This window comes from Halochromatium salexigens, from assembly GCF_016653295.1.
GTDB classification, from domain to species: domain Bacteria; phylum Pseudomonadota; class Gammaproteobacteria; order Chromatiales; family Chromatiaceae; genus Lamprobacter; species Lamprobacter salexigens.
On sequence record NZ_NHSF01000065.1, the window covers coordinates 36,447 to 53,839 of the forward strand.

Sequence of the window (17,393 nt, forward strand, 5' to 3'; positions counted from 1 at the left end):
CGACCTCAATGCTCGAACTTGTAAAAGAGATCCACGCCTTGTCCGTCACCCGTCTCACTCTGCAGTTGGATACGATTCGTCAGGTCGTAACGCATCTTGATGCGATCCGATGTGTCGCCGAGACTACTGTCGTATTCCATGTAGAGCTTCGGAGCGATATAGGTCCCGACCGAAAGTGAACGATCATCGGTCTCGCCGTTGCGGCGCGGAGGAATGCCCGTCACCAGATAACGGGTGATCTCGGACTGCGACAGATTCGGGTCGGACTCCGAGAAGAACGCCAGCTTGGGATTGCGCAGCGTTCCCAGCACCTGCACGCCAGCGCTCATATCGCCCCCTTCACGCTGCGCATTGAGGATAATCCCCGGATTGTCGAGCGGGGTGCTGGCAAACAGGACGATCCCTTTCTTGATCACCAGCGGCGGGCCGACCGAGGTCAAGAGACCCAGTCCCGGCAGAGACACGCGGTACGTCCCATCGATCACCTGCAGCTCACCGCTGCCGACCAACGCTCGGTCTGGTTGTTGCGTGACCCGCAGCTGGCCCTGGAGCAGACCACGCAGCCCGAAGGCCTCGATGAGGACCGCATCGCCGAGTTTGGCGAGGACATCGATGCTGAGCGGCAGTCCAGCGTTGTCAGCATCTTCATCGAGCACCACATCCGGCGACGGTTGGACGGCGCCCGCCGGAAGCGAGCGCGGCATGATGGTCGCTTCAGGTACGCTCAGCTCACCGCGCACCGTGCCACCGTCAGGGCCGAAGCCCGCCTCCAGATCCAAGGACACCAGCGCCATGTATTCCTTGCTGTCGGCGACCTTGAGGTCTTGCCCCTTGAGACTGAGCGCGATGTTCGGCTCCCCGCCCCCGAGGCCAGTGGCCGTGCCATCGACATTGAGCTGACCACCGCCCACCCAGGCACCGCCATCGAGCCGCATCGCCTCCCGGCCCTCACTGGCCGCAGTCAGATTGAGATCCTTGACCCGCAGCCCAATCGAGGCAACGCTGAACGCGATATCGCGCGCCGCCAAGTGGCCGCCCATCCGAGGTTGCAGCAACCGACCGCCGAGTTCGATCTCGCCATTGATCGTTCCCTCGGTGCCGCTCACCTCGGGCGCCAGCGTCGCGAACCGATCCAGCCCATCGAGCGCGATGCGCAGACGCCCCTTCAGCGCCTGATTCTCGAGACCACTGAGTCGGAATCCAGGCAGGCCCAGCTCGGCGTCGACCTGTCCGACCTCCGCGATGGGCAGCGCGAAACGCGCGTCCACACCGGAGGCACCGGCGCGCACATCGAGCCGGGTGCCGGTGAACACCAAGGTCTCGCTCACCCTGGGGAGCACGATCTCGACCCCGCCCTCGGGCACCCGCAGTTCGGCGCTGCCGGTAAGCAGATCGCCTTGGCCCTCGACATCCGCCTGCGCGGTGAGATAGCCGTTGATCGCGGTGGTCTCGGTGGTGAGCGCATCGAGCAGGTCGAAGTCGAGCCGTTGTAAATCGAGCGAGGCCGAGAAGCGCCCCGCCTCGGGCTGTCGGAAGGTGACACAGCCACTGGATGAGCCGCTGTTGCCGACACAGAGCGGACCCACCTCCAACGCGCCGGCGGCCAGGCTAAACGGAGCAGCCCTCCCCAGATCCCAGTCGTCATACTCCCCGGTCTCCAGCGCCAGCCGCGTCAGACGGCCCCGATAGGCGTTGGTAGCGTCGAGGTTCCCGTCGAGCGCCAGGCTGAGGCGCAGTGGCTCGCCGTCGATCTCGGCGCTGAGCTGATGCGAGCCGGTGCTGCCCTGCCCCCTTACCTGCAAGCGCTCGAAGCGCTGGCTGCCGAGGATCAGATCGCGACCATCGATCGCCAGTTGGAAGGGGCTCTCCTGGTCGAGGCCAACATCGGCCGTGGCGTCGATGCGCTCAACCCCCTGATCGTTCATCTCGATCCCTCGGCCAGCGAGCGCCAGCGTTGCGCGCGGCTGCTCGAGCGTTCCGGCGAGCCCGCCCTCGGCCTCGAGGCGGCCCTGGAGATCCGGCAGCAGGGCGGCCAAGTTTGGCGAGTTGAGGGTATAGCGCAGATCGATGCGTTCACCGAGCTGTCCATCTGCGGCGAATCGCGTCTCGCCGGAGACCGCTTCCAGCGTGCGAATGCTGAGGGTTTCCCCTTGCATGCCGAGATCGGCCTGCACGGTCACCGGATAGCCGCGCAGCGTGCCGCCAAAATCGCTGAGACGGGCGCTGAGATCGAGACCGTCCTCCGCCAGCTCGCCCTGACTCTGGAGACGACCACCGAGGGTGCCGGGCCAATCGGCGAGCAGTTGCCCTGGGTCCAGTTCAGCCAAGCTCAGATCAGCATCCCAGCGCAGTTTAGGTGCCCAGCTCAGAGCGCCGGTGCCAGCGATGCGCCCGCCGATGACCTCGATCGCGAGCGTTTCGATGGTTGCCGCAGAGGCCGTCCCAGTGCCAGCCAGATCGACGCGGGTCGGTGGATAATCGGCGAGCGCCGCATCTGCGTTGAGCCTGAAGTCGAACCCCTTCTCGAGACCACCGACGGTCTCGGCCGTCAGCCGGATCCGGCCATCCAGCCCCGCATAATGGCGGCCAGGATCGATGTTGCTCGCGGTCAGCGCCAGCTCCCAGGTCAGCTCGGGCGACCAGTCCAGCCTGCCCTGACCACGGATGAGACCGTCCAGCGTGTTGAGCTTGAGTTCAAGGATCTCCGTGTGTTGCTGATCGCCCGTTCCCGCCAGCGCGAGTTCGGTCTCTGGGATCTGCGGGCCATGGGCCTGGGCGTCGAGGCTGTAGGTATAACCATCGAGCGCACCCTCGGCACTCAGCGAGCCCTGTGGCGATTGCGCCATCGGCACACCAGCCAAGGGCCAGCGCAGGTGTTCCCACAGGGCTTGAACACTGAAGGTCGGCACCGTCGGGTTGGTGTCGAGCTGCCCGGTGACCTTGATGCGAGCACCCTCAGGCGCGCCCGCGGCCGAAGCGACATCCTTGCCGCTCGATTCGGTCAGGCGCAACGTTTTGATGGTCAGCACCCGAGCTGCCCATTCGACATCCAGATCCGCCGTGATCCGACTCATCTCGGCGACAGCGGGAGCCGTGCCGTTCAGAGTTCCGGTGAGCCTGGCCTGCTCGAGATCCCCCGTCACCTTTCCTTCGCCGGTGAGTGAGAGCGCCGGTGCCTGCTCAAAGTGCCAGTCCAGCGCCAACTCGATCGGGTACGCCTCGTCGAGCCGCACCTGCCCGTCCATGCGCACGCGGGCAACGGGCTGCGACAGTTCGGCCTGCAACCGCTCGAGCTCGACGAGATCGCCGTTGGCGGTGGCCGACAGTTCGGCGCGCGTGAGTTCGATGGCCGTTTCCGGCGGCGCGCCGGCTTCCCGGTAGCTGAGCCGCTCGATCAGCGCCTGCTCGATCCGCACAGCGATCGGCAGCTTGATCGAGGGTAACTCGAATGGCTCTGCTGGTGTCTCGTCCGCGGACGGCTCGGTGACCACGGCCATATCGCTGGCCCTCAGCTCCCGCACATGGAGTGTTCCGGTGAACAAGGCGCCTGGGCGCCAGTCGAGCCTCAGGGTGCCAATCGACACCTCCAGGCCAGGCAGCCGCAGGGCGAGGTCATCGAGTTCCAGTCGCCCGAGGATGCGCCCCTCGACTCGGCTGGCCTGGATCAGCCCCGGCGCGAGATCATCGCTCACGGCCATCAGGGTGCGCAGCCCGGTCTGGGTGCCGAGCACGAATCCCACCGCCAGCAGGCTCAGGATCAGGACAACGCCGATCAGGCTGCCGATCCAGCGCAACGGTCGCAAGAGGCGACGCGCGCGCCGTGGTCGCGATGCATCTGGTGCATCAGCGGTATCAGCGGTATCAGCGGTATCAGGCCCTTCGGCCTCCTTGGAGGCGCCGCCGGAGCCAGCAACGCCGGCGTGGTCGGGGGGGCTCGTCTCGGTGGTGCTCACAGATCAGGCCCGAGTGCAAAATGCAGCCGAAATCCCGCAGGATCCTTGGTCAATGCATAGGCCAGATCAACCCTGACCGGCCCGATGGGCGTCTTGTAGCGGATGCCAACCCCGACGCTCTGTTCCCATTCCTGGTCGACATCCGAATCGAAGGCATTGCCGATATCGGTAAAGATCGCCCCTGCCCAAGGACCGACCAGCCGATGCTCCAACTCGAGGCTGCCAACCGCGAGATAGCGGCCGCCAATCGTTTTGTTGGTGACCGGATCATTGGGGCCAAGCACATCGAAGCCCCAACCACGGAGGCTATTGTCGCCACCGGCAAAGAAGCGCTGACTCGCCGGCACATCCTTCACACTGCTCGCCCAGATCGCGCCGAGTTCGGTGCGACCGATGACGCGCAGCTTGTCGCCCAGCGACTTGATCAGCTTGTAATTGAGCTGACCACTGAGCCAATTGCTGGTCGCCAGCAGGCCCTCGGAGGTACCGTGAAGAGAGGCGTTGATCCTGTAGCCATCACGGGTATTGAGAGGGTCATCGGCCTTGACCTTGGACCAAGAGAGATAGGGCACGAGACCGTTGAAGGTGTCGGTATCGTTGGTCGCAACGGAGGAATCCTCGTAGCGATAATCGACGCCGATGTTGCGTCGCCATCCGCCCTCGGTCAGCACCGATTGGGCGATGCCGAGCTTGAACAGATCGCCCTCGCGGGTCTCGCTATCGAAGGCCTGGAACTCAGGCCGAATCAGCATGAAATCCTGGACCGGATCGCGAATGGGAATCCGATATTCGGCCAGGGCCGATTGCTCGACCTGCGAGATCTCGATCTCAGCCCTCAGGTTGTGGCCCCGACGCCCGATATAACGGCGCCGATAGTCGAGACTGAAGCGCGGCCCGACATCGGTCGCAAAGCCGGCGCCAACGCGGTAGACATTGGCCTTGTTGCGGGTCGCGAGCAGACGGATGGGCACCTCGCGATCGGGTCCGGCCTGGTCCTCGAGCGGGCGCACCTCGATGTTGTCGAAATACTCGGTCCCGATCAAACGCCCTTGCAGCTCCAGCAACAGCGCCGGATCGTAGATCACGCCCGGCTCGAAATTGACGAATTTCTCCAGAAAGGCCTCAGCCAGCAGGTCCTGCTCGAACTCGACCTCGCCGAGATAGAACTGCTCGCCGGTCGCGAGATGGAATTCGATGATGGCCTCATAGGCGACTGGATCGATCAGCACCAGATGCCGCTGCAGATCGGCCTCGATATAGCCTTCATCCGAAGCGATATTGAGAATACGGGACTTCGCTTTCTCATAATCTGCATGGATCAGCGCATCCCCGACCTGCATCGGGAATTGTTTCGGAAACAGCGGATTCTCGGCACCCGGGCCGGTGATGCGGTAATCGACACGACCAATCTTGACCGGCTCACCGGGGTCGATCGTGAAGGTTGCCATCCAGGTTCCCGCGTCGGTGCTGGGCTCGGTCAGCGTGGACGCGATCTTGACCCAATAGAGACCGAATGGGGCCAAGGCCTCCCGAATCTGCTCCGGTGCCCGCTGATATAGCACGCGCAGCCGCGGTACCGACATCTCCACGTCACCGCGCTCCTGATACAGCCCGAGCAGCGCGAGGACGTTGCGCTCCAACCGACCCTCGAGCCCAGTGACCTTCACCTCGAGGTTGAGCGCGGCAACGCCACCCGGTAGCAGCATGAGCAGCGACGCCCAGAGTGACAGGCGCCGAATCACCACTGAGCTGCGCGATGATGCCATGCCGAGGCCTCAGCCGATCTGGGCGACCATATAGCGCGCAGCCCCATAGAGCGGCGTGCGCGAATCCAGGATGACCCGCACCGGAATCCGCTCCATCAAGCCGCGCATGCGGCCCTTGTCCAGGAAGCCCTCGATGAAACCCGCGCCCTGGAGCAAGGCCAGATTCTTCGGCGCGATGCCACCGCCGAGATAGACCCCACCCATGGCCATGTGCTTGAGCGCGGTGTTGCCGGCCTCGCGCCCATAGAGCACCGCGAAGAGTTCCAGCGCCTCCTGACTGATGCTATGACCATTGTGCGCGGCCTCGGCCACCGCTGCGGCGATGTCGCCATCACTGCGCAGCGCCTCGGCGACCGCCGGCGGATGCGTCGCCTTGTGCCACTGGGCGAGGAACTCATAGACGGTGCCGATCCCCATGCCGGAGACCACCCGCTCCCAGCTCACGCGCCCGACGCGCTTTTGCAGATAATTCAGCAGCGCGAATTCGCGATCGTCGGTCGGTGCGAAATCGGTATGCCCGCCCTCGGTGGCGAATGGCCGATAATGCGCGCCATCCCAGAACAGGCCCGCCTCGCCAAGCCCGGTGCCGGCGGCGACCACACAGGCATTGCCGACGGCATCGGGTGCGCCGTGCTGGATCACGGCCAACTCGTTGGCGCTCAGCGCGGGCACGCCCCAGGCGACGGCCTCGAGATCATTGAGCAGCCCCACGCGCTCGAACCCGAGGCTCTTCTGCAGCGCTGCGGCATCGATCTGCCAGGGCAGATTGGTGGTCTTGCTGCGCCCGGCGACGACCGGCCCGGCGACGGCAAAGGCCGCCGCCGAGCAGCCACAGCCGGTCTCGTCGAGAAAGGCGGTGACGATCTCGCCGAGCGAGACCGACTTTCGGCTCGGATAGCGACGGTGCAGCTCCAGCGTGACGCTCTCATCCTCAACCTCGGCGATGCCGAGTCCCGTCTTGGTACCGCCGATATCGCCGACCAGAACACGCATGATGGTTTGTCTCCAAGGCTGGGACGCCCGCTCGCGGCCCGCAGGCATGCGGAGCGCAGGCGCGCGGATGTCTGAGCGTGATGATAGCAGCGCCGTGGCGCTTCGGTGGCGCGCATCGCGTCGTCGCCGTGGTGCCGTGCCGACTTGCCGGCGTGACCTGCCGGCCTGCGGCTTGGCCGTCGCGCAACCGCCCAGGCTCAGCGTCAGTTGGGACGCTGGCTCACGAAGCGGAAAGGTGCGGCACGCGAGCCGCCTGGATAGTGCAGGAGCACCTGAGCCTCCCAGGTCATGCGCGCGCGCACGCACACCGGCAGCATCCCTTGCCCGTGCCAGTGTTCGATGTTGGCATCGGCATCAGCGTCGGCACTTGCACTGGCAGCTGCACCAGAATCGGCGCCCGCCCCCACGCTAACAGGCTGCAGGCGCGCGCGATTGAAGCCCATGTTCATGTCGACGCCCTGGAAATCGATCTCGACCTGCTCGGGCGTGGGCAGATGCATAAGCCTGACCTCGAGCTGCAGCGGGCGCACCGCCGGGATGCCCCGTGGCTCGATCGCCAGACGAACCTCGCCGCCATCGGCGAAACGCACCCGACAGGCCTCATGCAGCAGATCGCAGTCAGGATTCAGCGGCGCGCGCTCGCCGAGCGGCGGATGCAGGAGCGGCCCGGCCTTGATCAGCACCACGACGACCACGGCGAGGCCGAGCCCGGCCGCCAGAGCCCAGAGAGGACGCGCGTTCTGGTCGTTCATTGCCTGATGACACCTTTGCTAAACTCCGCTCATGCGCCATCCTATCGCCACAAGATCGACTGCGAGCGGCAAGGGGACGCTAACGCGGCCCCACGGATTGTGGACCGCCTAAAGGCGGCCGGTCAGCTCCAAAACTGGAGCTGGTCGAGGCGTTGATCCTCTTTCTCTACTCTTGTGGTGGCGAATGTACGCGCGGATGACAGCTTCGTCTCGTCCGCTGCGCGCCAAGGAGAGCGAAGCGAAGGCGCGTAGTCGGGTAGCCGGGTGACGTTACCGTCACCCGGCCCCCTAAGAACCCAGCGTGCGAGTTTCCCCGCACCGGGCTCAAGCCTTGATAAGGTGCCGTGAAGCACCCGACGATCAACGGGGACGTGACGGCGGCGCATCACCGAAGAGCCATTTGGGTGCGCTTTTCGGCGCCTCTTGCCTGTGACGCGTGCGTCGTGCGGCGAAGTAGCTCGCCTGCGCGGAGTCATAGGGGTTGGCTGCGGCGCGAATGCGCACATGGCGGCGGATCGGTTCGCACTGTGATCGGAAAAGCGGCCGCATTGCGGCTGATGTCTTCGACCGAATGGACCACGGCATGTGATGAGGGATGAGCAGGCGGCGCGGAGTCATCGACGCCGAAATCGAGCGATCAACCGTACTCGGTCTGAGCGGCACGCATGAGCTCGAAGCCTGCGCGTAGGAACAGATATTGGCACAATACAGGGCGTCGTGGATAGCCTCCAGCAATGCCTCTCGAATCAGAGAGGGCCCAAAGCTCGCCAACCCTCGGTCACCGGTCTAGGACGCAACTTGTGGGCCAGCAAGACCTGGCCTTGCCAGGGCAAAGGGTGAGCTTTGGCGGTATCGGCGCTCGATAGTGGGCACGTCGTTTGCAATCACTGAAGCCCGGCTGCTGCAGGACATCGCCCGTGACTTCTCGACCGCAAGGCTGGAGGCTATCCGCTTCGGATCGTATGCGCGCCGAGCTCGATGACAAGGGCCATCTCCGAGCAGCCATCTCTGACGAGTAGCCTTCCTCTGAGTGGAGAGCGTCATGCCAAACGTTCAGATCAGCCCCTGGGACCTGGCGGTCGTCGCCGTCTATGTGATCGGCACGCGCATCCTGTTCGGTTGGTGGGCGGCTCGCACCGCGCGCAAAGGCGCCGAAGGCTACTTCCTTGGTGGCCGGGCGCTGCGTTGGCCCATCATCGGTCTGTCCTTCTATGTCGCCAACATGAGCGGCGGCAGCTTCGTCGGCCTGCCCGGCAGCGGCTACAACGACGGCATCGCCGTCTACCACTACGAATGGCTGCCGGCGGTGATCCTGGTGCTGTTCGTGCTGTTCCTGCTGCCGCTCTACCTGCGCGCGCGCATCTACACGGCCCCGCAGTTCCTGGAGTCCCGCTTCGGCCGCGAGCCACGGCTGGCGTTCTCGGGCTTCTTGCTGGTTGCCGTGACGCTGATCGATGCCCCGGCGTCGCTTTACGCCGGCGCCATGGTCGGCCAAGCCCTGTTCCCGTCGGCGCCGATGTGGCCACTGCTCGCGGCCGGGGCGCTGATCGCCGGGGTCTATATCTTCTTCGGCGGTCTCGGCGCCGTCGTCATCAACGATGCGCTGCAGGCCGCCATGATCATGATCGGCGGCACACTGGTGCTGGTGCTGGCCTGGCAGGCGGTGCCGTCCTGGGATGCCGTCATGCAGGCGGCGCCACCCGATGCGCTGCATCTGATCCGACCCGCTGACGACGAGCTCCTGCCCTGGCCTGGCATCTTCACCGGCGTGCTCGTTATCGGCGTCTACTTCTGGTGCACCAATCAGTTCGTCGTGCAGCGCGCACTGGGCGCCCACAACCTCGATCACGGCCGCTGGGGCGCGCTGTTCGCCGGGCTGCTGAAGCTGCCGAACCTGTTCATCCTGGTCATGCCCGGGGTGCTGGCGGTCGCCCTCTACCCAGACCTCGAGCGCCCGGATCTGGTGTTTCCGACCTTGGTTGTGGATCTGCTGCCGGTGGGTCTGCGCGGCCTGCTGCTGGCTGCCTTCGTCGCCGCGATCCTGTCCAGCCTGGAGGCGATCTTCAACTCCTCGGCGACCCTGTTCACGATGGACTTCGTGCGCACCTTCCGCCCGCAGACCAGTGACCAAGGGCTGACCCGCTGGGGCCGGTGGTCAACGGTCGGTTTCATGATCGCGGCGATCCTGTGGTCCCCGATCGTGCTGCAGTTTCCGACCCTCTGGCAGTATCTGCAGTCGTTCATGTCCTATATCACGCCGCCGGTGACGGCCGTGTTCATCATCGGCATCTTCTGGCCGCGGGCGAACACTGCCGGTGCCTTGGCGACGCTGGTGATCGGCGTGCCCCTGGGTATCCTCGGTTGGGCCGCCAACGAGCTGCTCGACTGGCTGCCGCTCCAGTACCTCTATGCGGCCGGGATCATGTTCGCGCTGAGCGCGTTGATCCTGGTTACCGTGAGTCTGGCGACCGCGCCGCCGGACCCGGACAAGGTGCAGCAATGCACCTGGCGCCCGGCACTGTGGCGGCAAGAGACCCGGGACCTGGCTGATACGCCCTGGTATGCGAACTATCGTTATATGGCGCTCGGGTTGACCCTGCTGGCAGCGGCGATGGTGCTCTGGTGGTGGTGAGCAGTCTCGACGATCGCTGATATCGCCGTGACTGCGGTGAGCAGGATCGGCCGGAAACGCACCGCCCCGGCCTCGATCACCGCCTCGCGCACCGATGTTCCCCCAGCCCGGCGCGCCTCGATGACCTCGATCAGCAGCACCGAGTTGCGCACGACGATGCCGGCCAGGGCGATGAAGCCGATCATCGAGGTCGCCGTGAACTTGGCGCCGATGGCCCAGTGCCCGAGCACGATGCCGAGCAGGGTCAGCGGCACCGGCAGCATGATCACCAATGGCAGCTTCAGCCGACCGAAGTGGCCGACCACCAGCGCATAGATCAGCAGGAACCTGATCACGCTAGGTCGCCTTCTTCTGACGCAGGCAGTTGAGCGCCGTTCCGCTATTCAGATGGGTGGACCCGTCTCCCGGGGAGCCAATGCTCCGCCGGAAGATACCTGGCCGGTGCAGGTCGGTCATGCCGGCCAGGTCGGGCTCAACGCGGCGCTCGATAGGTTTCGCTGCGCCCGCCCGGATGGCTCAGCACGAGCTGCCAGAGATGACCAGTGCGCGAGCGGAATAAGGCTGCGGAGCCATGCAGATAGTACTTCCACATGCGCCGGAAGCGCTCGTCGTAGCCAGCCTCCGCGAGCGCCGGCCAGGCCTGCTCCACGTTCGCCCACCAGGCCATCAGGGTCCGGTCATAGTCCGGTCCTAACGCATGCCAATCCTCGAGCACGAAGCGCGGTCGCAGCGCCTGGGCGAGTCGCTCGGCGTTGGGCAGCTCGCCATTGGGGAAGATGTAGCGGTCGATCCAGGGATCATTGACTGGATTGGCGGCGCTGGTGCCAATGGTATGGAGCAAGAACAGCCCGTCCTCCTTCAGCAGCTGCGCCGCGCTGTCAAAGAAGGCAGCGTCGTTCTTACGGCCAACGTGCTCGAACATGCCCACCGAGACGATCTTATCGAAGCGCCCGTCCAGCTCCCGGTAATCCTGGAGCCGGATATCGACCGGCAGCCCGGCGCAGCGCTGCCGTGCCAACTGCGCCTGCTCGCGCGAGACGGTCAGCCCGACCACCTGCACGTCATAATGACGTGCAATGTATTCGGCCAAGCCACCCCAGCCACAGCCGATGTCGAGTACTCGCTCGCCGGGCTCCAGCTCAAGCTTTCGGCAGATCAGATCCAGCTTCGCGCGCTGGGCGCTTTCCAGATCCTCGGCCTTGGCCCAATAGCCGCAGCTATAGCTCATGGTCGGGTCGAGCATGGCCTCGTAGAGGTCATTGCCGACATCGTAGTGCTGCTCGCCGACCTGGAAGGCCCGCTTCTGGCTCTGCAGATTCAATAGCCGAGCACGCAGCACGAGCAGCGCGATCCGCAGCCGCAGCCCGAGCCCAGCGGCCCCGTACAGCCTGTCTTCGATGCCGCTTCCTAGCAACCGGGTGAAGGCCTCATCGAGCGCCGGTGCATCCCATTGCTGATCCATGTAGGACTCGCCGAGACCCAGCGACCCGGCGCTCAACACCCGGTCGTAGAATGCCGGATCATGCACGCGGATGTCCCAGGGTCGATGGCCGTCCAATCTCACATCCGCCTGCGCGGCCAATTCCTTCAGCAATTGCGGACCGCCTCGACCGAGACCGCGGATGCTATCCAGCAAGCTGCGCTCGGGCTGCGACTGCCAGGTTTGATTCGGTAACGTGCTCATGGGTTGCGGCTCCTCGTCTTGACTGCAGATTGCTAGCGAACTGCCTGCGCTCAGGCGCCTTCTGACAGACGCCGTTGCCAAAACGAATAACCGCAAGATCAGTGCCAGATAGCAACAGCCGGTAAAGCGGCTGGCAACCCTAGGTTGACCGGGGGATAGCGACCAGTAAGAGTGCAAAAGACCCGCTCTCCGAGGGGCCTTCCAGGCTCCCCGGTGATCCCAACTGCATCAGAGGACCAGACAGCCGAGTAAGAAACGGTCCATCAACCGCTTCCCGATTTGAGAGCCCCTGTTGGGCGATCATCGGGAAGCGGTAACAACCGCAACGGATCGGCCCGTGGGCAGGGCTGGCTAATCCGCTTCCGCTTGGCAGGCGACCCGCCCGGACTCCTCGCCGAGCTTCTCTAGCGAGAAGAACGGGCTCATCTCACGCGCCCAGTCGGCGGCGAGCTTGCTCGATGCCTTGGCCTGCTCGGCAGCATCAAACAGGCTCACGGTCACGATACCCGGCAGTCCGTCGCCACCGAGCCCAGTGACGATGACGGAGTAGTTGATGAAACCGTCGAGGGTCTTGATGCGCGGCATGAAGGTGGTCTCCACCTTGTCGCGTACAATATCCGGTGTTCCCTTGACGAGCTGGTAGCGGCGAATCGAGCAGTACAAGTCTGGGCGCTCCTGGGCAATGTTCTGAGGACACCCAGACAAAGATAGCCGATTCCTCGCTGACCACAAGGCAGCCGGCAGCCGGAGAGGCTACTCCCCAGCCCAGCCCCGGGTTCGCAAAAGCGAGCAACGCATAGTGATCGGGTGCCCGAACATCGGCGCCTTCGTGCGAAGACGCCGATCGATCGGCAGCTGCTTAGGAGGCAGTCTCGCCGCCGTTCTCTTCTAGGATCACGATCGAATCAGCTGCGAACTCGAGTCCGCCGAAGAAGGCTGCATCAATGTTGCCGGTCACGCTGACGCGATCGCCAACCTCAACCTTCTGGTAGCCCTCGTCGTCGAGCGGATCATAGCCGAGCCCCTCAGTCTGGACGACGAGCTTATCGGCACCGGTGTCGACGGTGAATTGATCGTCGCCCACCGAATCGACAGTACCCTGTACGAGCGTCTCGGAGATGACCACCGGTGTTGTAACCGAAATCCTGACATCGTCCTCGTCCATCGCGCTGGCATAGAAGGTGGTTCCCAACTTCTCGACATAGACGCTGCTCGCCTCAATGGTGGTCATCTCAAACAGGTCATCGTCGACCATGCCGACCACATTAACCTTATCGCCTGGGATCAGCTTATAGGCATCGGCATCCCGATCGCCATCATCCATCTCAACGGTGACGCTGCCGTCGCCGTAGTCGAGGCTGAAGGTATCCGCGGACACTGATTCGACCACGCCGTCGATACTGATCCAGGAATCATCAGGTGCTGTATAAGGATTGGCCTGCCCAAAGGCAGCCCCGGCAGCAAGTAAACCGGCAGCAACGACAGTCAATTTCTTTAATGACATGGATTTCTCTCCTCTTCGAGAATAAAGACGCAACCCATGTCAAAGCAGCCATCGTGCCAAGCCAGGATAACGCACCGCGACGCCAGCCAAAGGCTCCGCGATGCCCTCACAGACAGCCGAAACGCCGGGAGCGAGGCCGAAGGGGCTTCCGCATCCCGGTTATCGATATCGCCGCGGGTGCATTGAACCAGCGGCGGTCGAAATGCCCCACCCGGCCAGCGAGCACTGGACCCGACGGCTCATCGAATGCCACCCGCCTGCCAGCAGGAAACTCGTTCGGCACGAAACTTGCTTTAGTCGAGGCTCCAGCCGAGATCTGTAGTCAAGACAGCATTCCGAATGACATTACCTTCAATCTTGGGAACGCCGATTCGCTCGCTCATCGCCTTGCTGATGCTGTTCGCGACCGGCCCTCTGACAAGCTCAGCAGCCGAGGCGCGCGAGGCGCTGGTCATCCCGATCGACGGCGCCATCGGTGCCGCCACCGGCGAGCTGGTGGTCACCGGGCTGGAGCAGGCCGCGCAGACTGATGCCGAGATCGTCGTCCTGCGCATGGACACCCCGGGTGGCCTGGATCAGGCGATGCGCCGCATCATCAAAGCGATCCTCGCCTCGCCAGTGCCGGTGGCCAGCTTTGTCGCCCCACCGGGCGCCCGAGCGGCGAGCGCCGGCACCTACATCCTCTACGCCAGCCAGATCGCCGCCATGGCGCCAGCAACCAATCTAGGCGCAGCAACACCAATCCAGGTCGGTGGAGGCGATCTGCCCGGGCTTGGCGAGCGTCTCCTGACCCGCGAAGACCGTAGCGACAGCAGTAGGGATGGCGAGGTGGATAGGGACGAGGATGCCGCCGGCGACCCCAGCGGTCAGCGGCTCGACGCTGAGGTCGAGCCCGCCCCCGCAGAAGCAGCTCCCACCGTCGCCGCCAACGCCAAGGAGCGCAAGCTAGTCAACGACGCCGTCGCCTACATCCGCGGGCTGGCCGAGCTGCGCGGGCGCAATGCCGACTGGGCCGAGGAGGCGGTGCGCGCCTCGGTCAGCCTGGCATCCGGCGCCGCCGCCGAGCGCGATGTGATCGACCTGGTCGCGGGTGACATCCCGACCCTGCTCAAGCGCATCGACGGGCGTCGCGTGCAGACCGCAACCGGCGAGCAGGTGCTCGAGACCGCTGGCCTCGAGCTGCGCGAGCTCGAGCCCGACTGGCGGATCGAGCTGCTGTCCGTGATCGCCAACCCGAATGTCGCCTACATCCTGCTGCTGATCGGCATCTACGGGATCATCTTCGAGCTCTCGAATCCGGGCGCCCTGTTTCCGGGGATTGTCGGTGCGATCAGCCTGCTGCTCGCGCTCTATGCACTGCAGGTGCTACCAGTCAATTACGCCGGCGTTGGCCTAATCCTGCTTGGGGTGCTGCTGATGATCGGCGAGGCCCTGGCGCCGAGCTTCGGGGCCCTCGGCGTCGGTGGCTTTGCCGCCTTCTTGTTCGGCTCGGTGATCCTGATGGATGACGAAGGGGCCGCCGTCTCCTGGCCGGTGATCAGCATCACCGCTGGCTTGAGCGCCGCCCTGTCGATCTGGGTCATCGGTCGCTTCATCGGCCTACGCGGCAAGCCATCGGCGGTCGGTGCCGAGCAGTTGGTCGGAAAGACGGCCGAAGCGCGCGCGAACTTCGGCGGGGCGTCGAACAACGCGGGCCAAGTCCATCTCGAGGGCGAGCTGTGGCAGGCCAGCAGCCCGTCACCGGTTCGACGCGGCGAGGCGGTGCGCGTGCTCGCCGTCAACGGCCTCAAGCTTGAGGTGGCGCCCGCCTCCTCCGCGCTCGAACGATCATCACCTGATCGCTCATCGACCTAATCACTGCTCAACTTAATCACTTACCTGTCCACTCGACGGAGTCACCCATGGCCTATAGCGCATTCCTGACCTACCTCCTCCCCCTGGGCCTGATCATCCTGTTCCTGGGCGCGGCGATCCGCATCCTGCCCGAGTATCAGCGTGGCGTGGTCTTCTTCCTCGGCCGCTTCCAGGCGGTCAAGGGTCCTGGGCTCATCATCATCGTTCCCGGTATCCAACAGGTGGTGCGGGTCGACCTGCGGGTGGTCACCATGGACATCCCGGAGCAGGACCTGATCACCAAGGACAATGTCACCGTGCGCGTCAACGCGGTGCTCTATTTCAAGGTGGTCGAGTCCGACAAGGCGGTGATCCAAGTCGAGGATTTCCGCATGGCCACCAGCCAGTTGGCGCAGACGACACTGCGCTCGGTGCTCGGCCAGCACGACCTCGACGAGCTGCTCTCCGAGCGCGAGCGGCTCAATCGCGACATCCAGACCATCCTCGACGATCAGACCGACGCCTGGGGCATCAAGGTGGTCAATGTCGAGATCAAGCATGTGGATCTGAACGAGAACATGATCCGCGCGATCGCCCGCCAGGCCGAGGCCGAGCGTAACCGCCGCGCCAAGGTGATCAATGCCGAGGGCGAGATGCAGGCCTCTGAGCGCCTGCGCGGCGCGGCGGAGGTCATCTCCACGCAGCCGCAGGCGTTGCAACTGCGCTACCTGCAGACCCTCGCCGACATGTCCAGCGATCGCGCCACCACCGTCGTCTTCCCGCTGCCGATGGAATGGCTCAGCGCCCTCACCGGCGCTCCCGGTACGACGCATGCCTCAAAGCAAGAGGACGATTCCGAGGCGCCTGCTCACTGATCCGTCACTGTTCCGTCAATGAGGCCCGCCGGCGAGCAGCCGGCGGGCCGTCCACTGCATCCCTCCTGATCAACCAGCCTCTCAACCCACCAGAGGCTGCTTCAGCACCGGACCTGAGGCTGCCTCAACGCGGCACCTGAGGCGTTCCCTGCCCTTCGGGCGCCTCTTGATTCTCCATATAGGTGCGGGCCTCCTCGCCGGGATTCGGCAGGCCAGCGAGCCGCCAGACGTCGATCGGGCCGCCGAAGAGCCTCAGGATGCAATCAGGGTCCAGCTGAAGCTCGTGACAGAGCGTCGGTTGCACCGGCAGCATGCCGCTGTCGAGGTAATCCGAGCGCACCTGATCGATGACAAGCCAGTGCGTCTCGCTCAGCTCACCGATGTCCATCTCAGCGGCGAGTCTCAGCGCTAGATCGCGGGTCCACAGGTCGGGGTCCTTGAAGAACCCGTATTCGTCGAGCACGTCTGCATGGAGACGTCCGTCTAGACCTTCATTTAGACGCTCATCTAGACGCTCATCGTCGCGCACCAGAGCGTCCGGGTGCTGCTGTTGACTGGGCTTCTGATTGGCCATCGCTTTCCTCCGACTCATCGCAATGCATCGCCGCACCGCAGCAAGTCTCGGACAAGCGCCGGTGCGGGCTCTTGATCAATTGAAGCAAACCCTGCACCAGCGCGGACGGCAAGTCTGGTCTGGGTCGAGGTCTATGCGCCTGCCCTTGTGCGCCTGGCGGAACCCTCCAGGCTGGCTCTGTGGAGGGGGCTTCGAGAGTGCGACGAGCATCCGAGCTTGCACGCCAAGCTGGTGGATTGCCACCAAGAAGGGGTCAGGTGCACCGCAGGACCCTGTCGCCGCACTGAAGGTGTCGAGGTTCATATCGACAATGATGAATGGCGCGATGAAGGCCGACCCTTCACACCGACCTCGCTGCCCGATGACCGGCTCTTGGAATTCACGACCAAGCGCTATCCCGACGGCGACGGCATGACCATGGCACTGCATGCCCTGCAGCCAGGCGCCCAGCTCAAGCTCAGCGATGCCTTCGGTAGCATCACTTACAAAGGCCCAGGCACCTTCATTGCTGCCGGTACCGCCTGACACCCTTCCTTGGGATCTTGCGCTAGCTCGCCGCCGATGATGCCTTGGGCGGCCACAAGCTGTTGCTGACCAACAAAACCGAGCGCGACCTGATCTGCGAGAAAGAGCTGAAGTCCCATCTCTCGACCTTCGATGGGATGTTCTATGTCTGCGGACCCGATGCGTTTGTCGAAGCGATCAACGATCAGCTGCAAAACCTGGGCGTGCAGCTGGAGCAGCTCGTCTACGAGCAATAGCAGGATCGACAGATCTTCTGCGCGCGCAGGGTCTCCATCAGATCGAGCGCATTGCCATCCGGCAGA

General features: G+C 64.3%; 14 protein-coding genes. 5 read left to right on the plus strand and 9 right to left on the minus strand.

Translation table 11 applies throughout. The annotated features are described in order from the left end of the window. Positions 1 to 5: 5 nt before the first annotated feature. From CCR82_RS19145 to CCR82_RS13365, 4 genes are all read right to left on the minus strand, one after another. Positions 6 to 3,953, minus strand: coding sequence for a translocation/assembly module TamB domain-containing protein (locus CCR82_RS19145; RefSeq protein WP_201246292.1), 3,948 nt, complete (start codon positions 3,951 to 3,953; stop codon positions 6 to 8). Continuing rightward, positions 3,950 to 5,719, minus strand: coding sequence for an autotransporter assembly complex protein TamA (locus CCR82_RS13355; protein WP_201246293.1), 1,770 nt, complete (start codon positions 5,717 to 5,719; stop codon positions 3,950 to 3,952). Before CCR82_RS13355 ends, CCR82_RS19145 begins: the two co-directional genes overlap by 4 nt. Positions 5,720 to 5,728: 9 nt before the next feature. After that, positions 5,729 to 6,712: a glucokinase gene (gene glk / locus CCR82_RS13360; protein ID WP_201246294.1), complete on the minus strand. Its 984-nt coding sequence runs from the start codon at positions 6,710 to 6,712 to the stop codon at positions 5,729 to 5,731. 203 nt (positions 6,713 to 6,915) lie between these two features. Further along, a complete protein-coding gene (locus tag CCR82_RS13365) occupies positions 6,916 to 7,464 on the minus strand; it encodes a hypothetical protein (protein ID WP_201246295.1) in 549 nt (182 codons plus the stop codon). A 1,042-nt stretch (positions 7,465 to 8,506) separates the two neighbouring features. Here CCR82_RS13365 and CCR82_RS13370 point away from each other — a divergent pair. Then, a complete protein-coding gene (locus CCR82_RS13370) occupies positions 8,507 to 10,096 on the plus strand; it encodes a sodium:solute symporter family transporter (protein WP_201246296.1) in 1,590 nt (529 codons plus the stop codon). Here the strand turns inward: CCR82_RS13370 and CCR82_RS13375 are convergent. From CCR82_RS13375 to CCR82_RS13390, 4 genes are all read right to left on the minus strand, one after another. Next, a complete protein-coding gene (locus CCR82_RS13375; RefSeq protein ID WP_338073171.1) occupies positions 10,039 to 10,431 on the minus strand; it encodes an efflux RND transporter permease subunit in 393 nt (130 codons plus the stop codon). The two genes, CCR82_RS13370 and CCR82_RS13375, sit on opposite strands and share 58 nt — an antisense overlap. Before the next feature lie 137 nt (positions 10,432 to 10,568). After that, entirely contained in the window at positions 10,569 to 11,780 is a 1,212-nt protein-coding gene (cfa, locus tag CCR82_RS13380; RefSeq protein WP_201246297.1) for a cyclopropane fatty acyl phospholipid synthase, read from the minus strand. A 351-nt stretch (positions 11,781 to 12,131) separates the two neighbouring features. Continuing rightward, a complete protein-coding gene (locus tag CCR82_RS13385; RefSeq protein ID WP_201246298.1) occupies positions 12,132 to 12,443 on the minus strand; it encodes a hypothetical protein in 312 nt (103 codons plus the stop codon). Positions 12,444 to 12,639: 196 nt separating this feature from the next. Further along, entirely contained in the window at positions 12,640 to 13,317 is a 678-nt protein-coding gene (locus tag CCR82_RS13390) for a hypothetical protein (protein WP_201246299.1), read from the minus strand. Between the two features lie 306 nt (positions 13,318 to 13,623). On the opposite strand from CCR82_RS13390, the gene CCR82_RS13395 reads away from it, so the two are divergent. Next, positions 13,624 to 15,138, plus strand: a complete 1,515-nt coding sequence (locus tag CCR82_RS13395) for an NfeD family protein (protein ID WP_201246300.1) — start codon at positions 13,624 to 13,626, stop codon at positions 15,136 to 15,138. Between the two features lie 47 nt (positions 15,139 to 15,185). Next, positions 15,186 to 15,992, plus strand: coding sequence for a slipin family protein (locus tag CCR82_RS13400; RefSeq protein ID WP_201246301.1), 807 nt, complete (start codon positions 15,186 to 15,188; stop codon positions 15,990 to 15,992). 124 nt (positions 15,993 to 16,116) lie between these two features. Here CCR82_RS13400 and CCR82_RS13405 read toward each other — a convergent pair whose 3' ends face one another. Further along, positions 16,117 to 16,566 carry a TusE/DsrC/DsvC family sulfur relay protein gene (locus CCR82_RS13405; protein WP_201246302.1) on the minus strand — a complete coding sequence of 150 codons (450 nt, stop codon included), beginning with the start codon at positions 16,564 to 16,566 and terminating at the stop codon, positions 16,117 to 16,119. Positions 16,567 to 16,782: 216 nt separating this feature from the next. On the opposite strand from CCR82_RS13405, the gene CCR82_RS13410 reads away from it, so the two are divergent. Both CCR82_RS13410 and CCR82_RS13415 read left to right on the plus strand, forming a co-directional pair. Continuing rightward, the gene (locus tag CCR82_RS13410) at positions 16,783 to 17,091 is read left to right on the plus strand and encodes a ferredoxin reductase domain-containing protein (protein ID WP_201246303.1); all 309 of its coding nucleotides are present in this window, start codon (positions 16,783 to 16,785) and stop codon (positions 17,089 to 17,091) included. A gap of 44 nt (positions 17,092 to 17,135) precedes the next feature. Then, positions 17,136 to 17,327 carry a ferredoxin reductase domain-containing protein gene (locus CCR82_RS13415; RefSeq protein WP_201246304.1) on the plus strand — a complete coding sequence of 64 codons (192 nt, stop codon included), beginning with the start codon at positions 17,136 to 17,138 and terminating at the stop codon, positions 17,325 to 17,327. The last annotated feature ends 66 nt before the right edge of the window (positions 17,328 to 17,393 follow it).